Consider the following 7,128-nt stretch of genomic DNA (forward strand, 5'->3'; position numbering starts at 1 on the left):
TACCAGGTTCTGGTAACTGTCTTGTAGGAGGGGCTTGCAGCCGCGACCCGAGAGAAAGGGCACGACCGTCGCCGATGGCATCGCCTCCCACAAGCCCCTTCGGGCGGGGCTAGCTGCTAGTTACCAGGTTCTGGTAACTGTCTTGTAGGAGGGGCTTGCAGCCGCGACTCGGGAGCAGGGGCACAACCGTCGCCGATGGGATCGCCTCCCACAAGGAAAGTAAAGTAAGGCAGGCCGGACATAACGATAGCGGTGTCCGGCGGATTTTGCCCGACACCGCTGCGCTTTATCGGGCCGACATGCTGAGAACTCAGAACTCAGAACTCAGAACTCAGAACTCAGAACCGGGATGAATGAGGATAAAAGATGCTCAAGATCATTTATATTGCTGTGATCGTGCTGCTGGTCATTACCGGCCTGGTCTTCGCCGTGCTCAACGCCGAGCCGGTGCAATTTAACTATTATTTCGACAGCCTCTCGATCCCGCTTTCTTTATCCATGCTGGTGGCCATGATCCTCGGCGCGATCCTCGGGGTCCTGGCCAGCGCCGGCGCCATCTTGCGTCAGAAACGGGAGATCCACCGTTTGCGCAAGGCGGTGGATGTGGCGGAAAAAGAAATTAATAACCTGCGTTCGCTGCCGCTACGCGACGATCATTGATGGGTATCGAGATCCTCTTTCTGTTGCTGCCTGTGGCGGCGCTATCCGGCTGGTTGCTGGGGCGTCGTGGTATGTCCGTGCGCCGTCGTGACGACAGTTGCCTGGAAATGCCCAGTGAATATATCAAGGGCCTCAATTACATCCTGAATGAACAGCAGGACAAAGCCATCGATCTGTTCATTCAGATGCTGGATGTCAACAGCGAGACCGTCGAAACGCATCTGGCCCTGGGCAGTCTGTTCCGTCGCCGGGGCGAAGTGGATCGCGCCATTCGGATTCATCAAAACCTGATCGCCCGGCCGACACTCAACAAGTCGCAACGGGCCCTGGCCCTGTTCGAACTGGGCCAGGATTACATGCGTGCCGGATTGCTGGATCGGGCCGAGTCCCTGTTCGGTGAGCTGGTCGACAGCGCCCCCCATTCCCAGGCGGCCCTGCGACACCTGGTGGATATCTATCAACAGGAAAAGGACTGGGACGATGCCATCCGGGCGGCCCATCGACTGGAACAATGCGCCAACACGGATCTGTCTTTCATGGTGGCCCAGTTCTATTGCGAACAGGCGGAACAGGCGCTGCGTCAGGGCGAACCATCACGGGCGCTGAAATTGTTGCGCCGCGCCATGGGTGAGGATCGTAACTGCGTGCGGGCCAGCATGATGGAGGGCGACATCGAGCGCAGTGCCGGCAATTACAAGCACGCCCTCAGAGCCTATCAACGTATCGAACACCAGGACCCCGAATATCTTTCCGAAGTCATCCAGCCGCTGCTCGAATGCTACAAGGCACTGCAACGCAAGGACGAAGCCATCGACTATTTCACTACGCTGCTGGATAAATACTCGGGTATCTCCACCATGCTGGTACTGGCCGATCTGATTGAAGAGCGCGACGGTGAACTGGCGTCAACGGAGTTCATTACCCGCTTTCTCAAACAACGGCCTTCGGTACGTGGCATGGATCGGCTGATCGAACTGAACATGGGACAGGCCAGCGACTCGGTGCGTGATAAATTGCATGTCCTTAAAGAAGTCACCGACCAGATACTGACCAACAAGTCGGTGTATAACTGTATCCATTGCGGTTTCAGTGGCAAGTCCCTGCACTGGCAATGTCCCAGCTGCAAGCACTGGAACACCATTAAACCGATTCACGGTGTAGAAGGAGAATAAGGTGAGTTGTTCATCACCGGTGATTGTTGCCCTCGATTATGCCAATGCCCGCGATGCCCTGGCCTTTGCCGATAACGTCTCGCCAGAGCGTTGTCGACTGAAAGTGGGCAAGGAACTGTTCACCGCCGAAGGCCCGCAACTGGTACGCGAGCTGGTCGCGCGCGAATTCGAGGTGTTTCTTGATCTCAAGTTCCACGATATCCCCAATACCGTGGCCAAAGCCTGCGCCGCGGCCGCCGAACTCGGCGTGTGGATGATCAACGTGCATACCCTGGGCGGCTCAAAAATGATGACAGCCGCCCGCGATGCCGTGGCTCAATCCTCCCGCAAGCCTTTATTAATCGGCGTCACGATCCTGACCAGCATGGGGGCGGAGGATCTCCAGGAAATCGGATTGTCCGGGGAGCCCATGGCTAATGTCGAAAAACTGGCGACGCTGGCAGCCAATAGTGGACTGGACGGCGTCGTCTGCTCCCCAAGGGAAGTCAGCAGCCTGCGCCAGAAGTTGCCGGCAGATTTTCAGCTCGTTACCCCCGGCATCCGGCCTGCCGGCAGCGCCAGCGGCGATCAGACCCGGATCATGACTCCCGCCGAGGCCATCGGCGCCGGCAGCAACTACCTCGTCATCGGCCGACCCATCACCCAGGCCGAGCATCCCATGCAGGCATTGAGTATGATCGAACAGGAACTTGAAACGACCCCGTAGGACGGGCTTGCAGCCGCGACTCGGGAGCAGGGGCACAACCCGTCGCCGATGGGTCGCTCCCGGCATCCATGCCTCCCACGACATTAGTCCGTCCCTGTACGTCAATCGCCTCCTACCAGAGAGGCGGTTTGTAGGAGGGGCTTGCAGCCGCGACTCGGGAGCAGGGGCACAATCCATCGCCGATGGCATCGTCTCCTACCGAGAGATGGATTGTAGGAGGGGCTTGCAGCCGCGACTCGAGAACGGCGGCACGACCGTCGCCGATGGCATCGCCTCCTACCAGAGCGGCGGTTTGTAGGAGGGGCTTGCAGCCGCGACTCGGGAGCAGGGGCACAACCGTCGCCGATGGCATCGCCTCCTACCGAGGGATGAGTTGTAGGAGGGGCTTGCAGCCGCGACCTGCTGTTTGTAGGCAATATCTTACAAAACTTTCCGAAAATTCCTACACACAACCGCTTGAATCTTTTTTGCGAAGTGACAATAATGATATGCGTCAGGACGACGACCAACCACTCGACAAGGAGTCACACATGAAAAAACTAATCCAATCTCTCGTTTTCTCTTTGAGCATGCTGTTTGCCGGTTTTGCCTTTGCCGGTCCGGTGGATATCAATACGGCGAACGCCGCTGAACTGGCGGCCAATATAAACGGCGTGGGTGAGAAAAAAGCAGCTGCCATTGTGGAATACCGCGATCAATACGGCCCATTCCAAACAGTGGAAGATCTGATGGAGGTGCAGGGCATCGGTCCCGGCATTCTCGCCAGAAATGCGGATAATCTTAAACTGAATCCCATACAGGCCAAACTGGGTCATAAAGAGTAACTCTTCAATAACCGGTTTTCCTGACGCCCGGGGGCGCAACCACACGGTTGCGCCTTTTCTCTTCATGCTTTCTGGCTGTCGGCAAACTGAGTCAGCCTGCCGGCCTGATATAGCAAGACGGTAGCAGGTACACAACTGCGCACGCCCCCTTATTGACATCGTTATAGCGCGCCGTTTCTATGGCCATCGACGACAAACTTCAACGTCAATCCATATCAGGACCGATATAGCGACAGTATATTGGACAAATCTGCACCAGACACCGCCTTCGCTTTGGCCTGCTTACTATTGTCAACTCTTTCTTCAACACTCGATGCTGAATAAGTTGCCCCCATCGAAGCCGATTTGCTATCTTAGCGAGCAATCAAACCAGAGCGTGATGTGACCATGAAGCCAATCAAAAAAGCGGTTTTTCCCGTTGCGGGGTTAGGTACCCGCTTTTTGCCCGCCACCAAAGCCAGTCCCAAGGAAATGTTACCGGTCGTCGATAAACCGCTGATTCAATACGCGGTGGAAGAGGCGATCTCGGCCGGTTGCGACCAGATGATTTTTGTTAACGGGCGTAGCAAGCGCGCGATACCCGATCATTTTGATAAGGCTTACGAGCTCGAAACCGAACTCGAGGAAAAGGGCAAGACCAAACTGCTGGAAGTGGTTCGGAACATCGTCCCCGACCATGTGAGCTGTATCTATCTGCGCCAGGCCGAGGCACTGGGACTGGGCCACGCCGTTCTGTGTGCCAGACCGGTGGTGGGCGAGGATCCTTTTGCCGTGATCCTCGCCGACGACCTGATCGATGGTGGTGATAAAACCTGTATGCAACAGATGGTCGAGCAATACGAACGCCACGGTAACAGTATCCTGGGTGTCGAGGAAATTCCCGTGGAGGACACCTCCAAGTATGGCGTGATCAAATCCACCGCCATCGACGAGCGTCTTTCCCGACTCGAGGATATTATCGAAAAACCTTCCCCCGACAAGGCCCCGTCTAACCTCGCCGTGGTCGGTCGTTACATCCTCACCCCGCCGATTTTCGATCTGCTGGCCAGCACCCAGAAAGGCGCCGGCGGCGAAATCCAGCTGACCGACGCTATCGCCGCCCTGCTCAGGGAACAACCGGTCCTCGCCTACGCCTTCGAAGGCAAACGCTACGACTGCGGCAGCAAACTCGGCTACCTCCAGGCCACCGTCGAATACGCCCTCAAGCATCCCGAGCTCAAGGACGACTTCAGTGCCTACCTGCTCGACTACGTCAAGCAAATCAGCGCATAGAGCTGATTCGCACCGCCGGATAACGAGGACGAGGATTCACGATAGAATCACCTCCCACAAGAGAGAGGGTTTGTAGGAGGGGCTTGCAGCCGCGACTCAAGAACGGCGGCACGACCGTCGCCGATGGAATCGCCTCCCACTAAGAACCAGGAACTCAGAACTCAGAACTCAGCACTATTTCTATGCTAGCATTATGCTGTCACTCTGTGCTGGAGGTGAGAAATGGCCACAGTAACCGTACGAAATTTACCCGATGACGTGGTCGAGCGACTTAAAAAGGCAGCCGAAGGACATCAGCACTCCATGGAACAGGAGGTCAGGGCGTTGCTGCAGCGCTATTACGGACCCAGGGAAGATATTCTGCGCCGGGTACGCGAACGCTGGGATCAAATGCCGCCGGTGAACCCGGATGAGGTAGAGGCGTGGCGGAATAAGGGCCGACGTTAATGGTGATTGACACCATGGTATTTGCCTACGCCTTGCTCGGCGTGGAGCAATACCGTGATACGTCCGTTGCCGTTCTGGAAAAAACCGAATCGATTATCGTGCCCGATACTCTCCGTGCCGAACTGGCCAATGTGCTCTGGCAATGGGTGCGGCGCGCCGGGACCGCGGCAGGAAAAGCCCATGACATCATGGAAGATGCCGAAGCGCTTTATACCCATGTCGTAACGAGCGAGGATTTGTGGCAACAGGCACTGGCGTTCTCAATAGAAAACAACCCCCCGGTCTATGACACACTTTTTATTACCGCCGCCGTACAACGTGACATACAAGTCGTCACATTCGACCAACGCCTGCGCGCGGCATTTCCGGAACATACCCTGGAACCGGATGAATACCTGAGGCGGGCATAGAGGGCGCACCCAAAGCCGCCAGCTTGAAATCTGTGGGAGGGGCTTACAGCCGCGACTCGGGAAAAGAGGCACGATCGGTCGCCGATGGAATCGCCTCCCACTAAGAACCAAGAACTCAGCACTCAGAACTATTTTTATTCAGCGCGTAGAGTGCGTCCCACGCACCAAACAAACTAAGAGAAACCAATGCAACAAGACATACGCTGGATGCAACGGCTGGACAATTATGAACGGGCACTGGACAAACTGGACAATGCCGTCGCCCTGATGCAGCAGCGGGAACTGTCGGATCTGGAAAAGCAGGGCTTGATCCAGGCTTTTGAATTCACCTATGAACTGGCCTGGAATATGCTAAAAGATTATCTTGATTGGCAGGGGATCAACAATATCGTCGGCTCACGGGATACCATACGGGAAAGTTTCAAACTCGGCCTGATTGCCGACGGTCATACATGGATGGAAATGCTGCAGGATCGAAACCGAACCTCGCATACGTATAACGAGAAAATTGCCAACGAGATCATAGAGAATATACAGCAACATCATGCCGAACAACTGAACAGCCTGCGCGACACATTTGTAAAAATCAGAAATGAACAAGCCTGAAACACAAGAATCAGGCTTGTCAGCTGCTGATATAAAAAAAATACACGCCGTGTTTACCCGGCATCCTGATGTGGAAAAAGCCATATTATACGGCTCGCGCGCCAAGGGCACCCACAGACCCGGCTCGGATATCGACATTACCCTGGCAGGTAATATCAGTTGGGATGAATTACAGGCGATAACCCTGGAACTGGACGATCTGATGCTGCCATACCAGTTTGACCTCTCGGTGCACGCCATGATCGACAACCCGAATTTACTCGACCATATAAAAAGGGTCGGCAAAACATTCTACGCCAGGGAAGAATAAATAAGTTGGCAGAATTTTTTAGTACTAAGTACTCAGCACTCAGATCTGCAAACTGCCACCTGCGACTGCTAACTTTACTTTCAACCAAGAACTCAAAACTATTTTTTAACTCAGATATGTACGCTGATATAACCACAAAACAAAATGACATCGAGAAATTGTGTCAAAAATATCACGTCCGGCGCTTGGCAATTTTCGGATCAGCGCTGGATGACTCATTTGATCCGGAGCGCAGCGATCTGGATTTTCTTGTGGAATTTGAGTCAATGCCGCCAGCTGAATATGCGGACACTTATTTCGGATTGCTGGAGGAACTGCAAACCCTGTTCAAACGGCCCATTGATTTAGTTAACGAATCGAGTCTGAGTAATCCCTGGTTGCAGCGCGAAATTCAACAAAAGCAATCACTCCTGTATGCCGCGTGAGCCTGAAAAATACTTGCACGATATCTGGGTGGCTGGCTCGCGAGTGCAGCAATTTTTCCATGGTAAGACTTATGAGGACTACCTGAAAGACGAACTCCTGCGTGCAGGCGTGGAAAGACAGTTTGAGATTATATGGGTGAGGCGCTAAACCAGCTTGCCAAAATTTCACCACAAATCGCAGAGTCTATCCCGGAATATCGACGAATTATTTCATTTCGAAATATTCTGATACATGGGTATGCTGATGTCGACAATGCGCTGGTGTGGGGTGTTGTGGAAAGCAAACTACCAGCCTT

At 54.3% G+C, this 7,128-nt stretch carries 11 protein-coding genes; all 11 read left to right on the forward strand.

Going from position 1 to position 7,128, the window contains the following annotated elements; translation table 11 throughout:
- Nucleotides 1-366: 366 nt before the first annotated feature.
- A complete protein-coding gene (locus R6U90_RS02540; RefSeq protein WP_410351091.1) occupies nt 367-660 on the forward strand; it encodes a lipopolysaccharide assembly LapA domain-containing protein in 294 nt (97 codons plus the stop codon).
- On the forward strand, nt 660-1,832 hold the full coding sequence (lapB, locus tag R6U90_RS02545) for a lipopolysaccharide assembly protein LapB (protein ID WP_410351092.1): 1,173 nt from the start codon (nt 660-662) through the stop codon (nt 1,830-1,832). The genes R6U90_RS02540 and lapB overlap by 1 nt, the downstream gene beginning before the upstream one ends.
- Nucleotide 1,833: 1 nt before the next feature.
- Complete coding sequence (gene pyrF, locus R6U90_RS02550; protein ID WP_410351093.1) at nt 1,834-2,538, forward strand: orotidine-5'-phosphate decarboxylase; 705 nt, start codon at nt 1,834-1,836, stop codon at nt 2,536-2,538.
- Between the two features lie 530 nt (nt 2,539-3,068).
- Nucleotides 3,069-3,362: a ComEA family DNA-binding protein gene (locus tag R6U90_RS02555; protein WP_410351094.1), complete on the forward strand. Its 294-nt coding sequence runs from the start codon at nt 3,069-3,071 to the stop codon at nt 3,360-3,362.
- Between the two features lie 387 nt (nt 3,363-3,749).
- A complete protein-coding gene (gene galU, locus R6U90_RS02560) occupies nt 3,750-4,634 on the forward strand; it encodes a UTP--glucose-1-phosphate uridylyltransferase GalU (RefSeq protein ID WP_410351095.1) in 885 nt (294 codons plus the stop codon).
- Between the two features lie 222 nt (nt 4,635-4,856).
- Entirely contained in the window at nt 4,857-5,081 is a 225-nt protein-coding gene (locus tag R6U90_RS02565; protein WP_410351096.1) for a FitA-like ribbon-helix-helix domain-containing protein, read from the forward strand.
- Complete coding sequence (locus tag R6U90_RS02570; RefSeq protein WP_410351097.1) at nt 5,081-5,491, forward strand: type II toxin-antitoxin system VapC family toxin; 411 nt, start codon at nt 5,081-5,083, stop codon at nt 5,489-5,491. Before R6U90_RS02565 ends, R6U90_RS02570 begins: the two co-directional genes overlap by 1 nt.
- A gap of 186 nt (nt 5,492-5,677) precedes the next feature.
- Nucleotides 5,678-6,097, forward strand: coding sequence for a nucleotidyltransferase substrate binding protein (locus R6U90_RS02575; protein ID WP_410351098.1), 420 nt, complete (start codon nt 5,678-5,680; stop codon nt 6,095-6,097).
- 16 nt (nt 6,098-6,113) lie between these two features.
- On the forward strand, nt 6,114-6,407 hold the full coding sequence (locus R6U90_RS02580; protein ID WP_410351099.1) for a nucleotidyltransferase domain-containing protein: 294 nt from the start codon (nt 6,114-6,116) through the stop codon (nt 6,405-6,407).
- 5 nt (nt 6,408-6,412) lie between these two features.
- Nucleotides 6,413-6,832 carry a nucleotidyltransferase family protein gene (locus R6U90_RS02585; RefSeq protein WP_410351100.1) on the forward strand — a complete coding sequence of 140 codons (420 nt, stop codon included), beginning with the start codon at nt 6,413-6,415 and terminating at the stop codon, nt 6,830-6,832.
- Between the two features lie 132 nt (nt 6,833-6,964).
- The coding region (locus R6U90_RS02590) for a DUF86 domain-containing protein (RefSeq protein WP_410351101.1) at nt 6,965-7,128 on the forward strand (164 nt) is incomplete at its 3' end.

The sequence above is a fragment of the Thiohalophilus sp. genome (genome assembly GCF_046483665.1).
Classification (GTDB): Bacteria; Pseudomonadota; Gammaproteobacteria; order UBA6429; family Thiohalophilaceae; genus Thiohalophilus.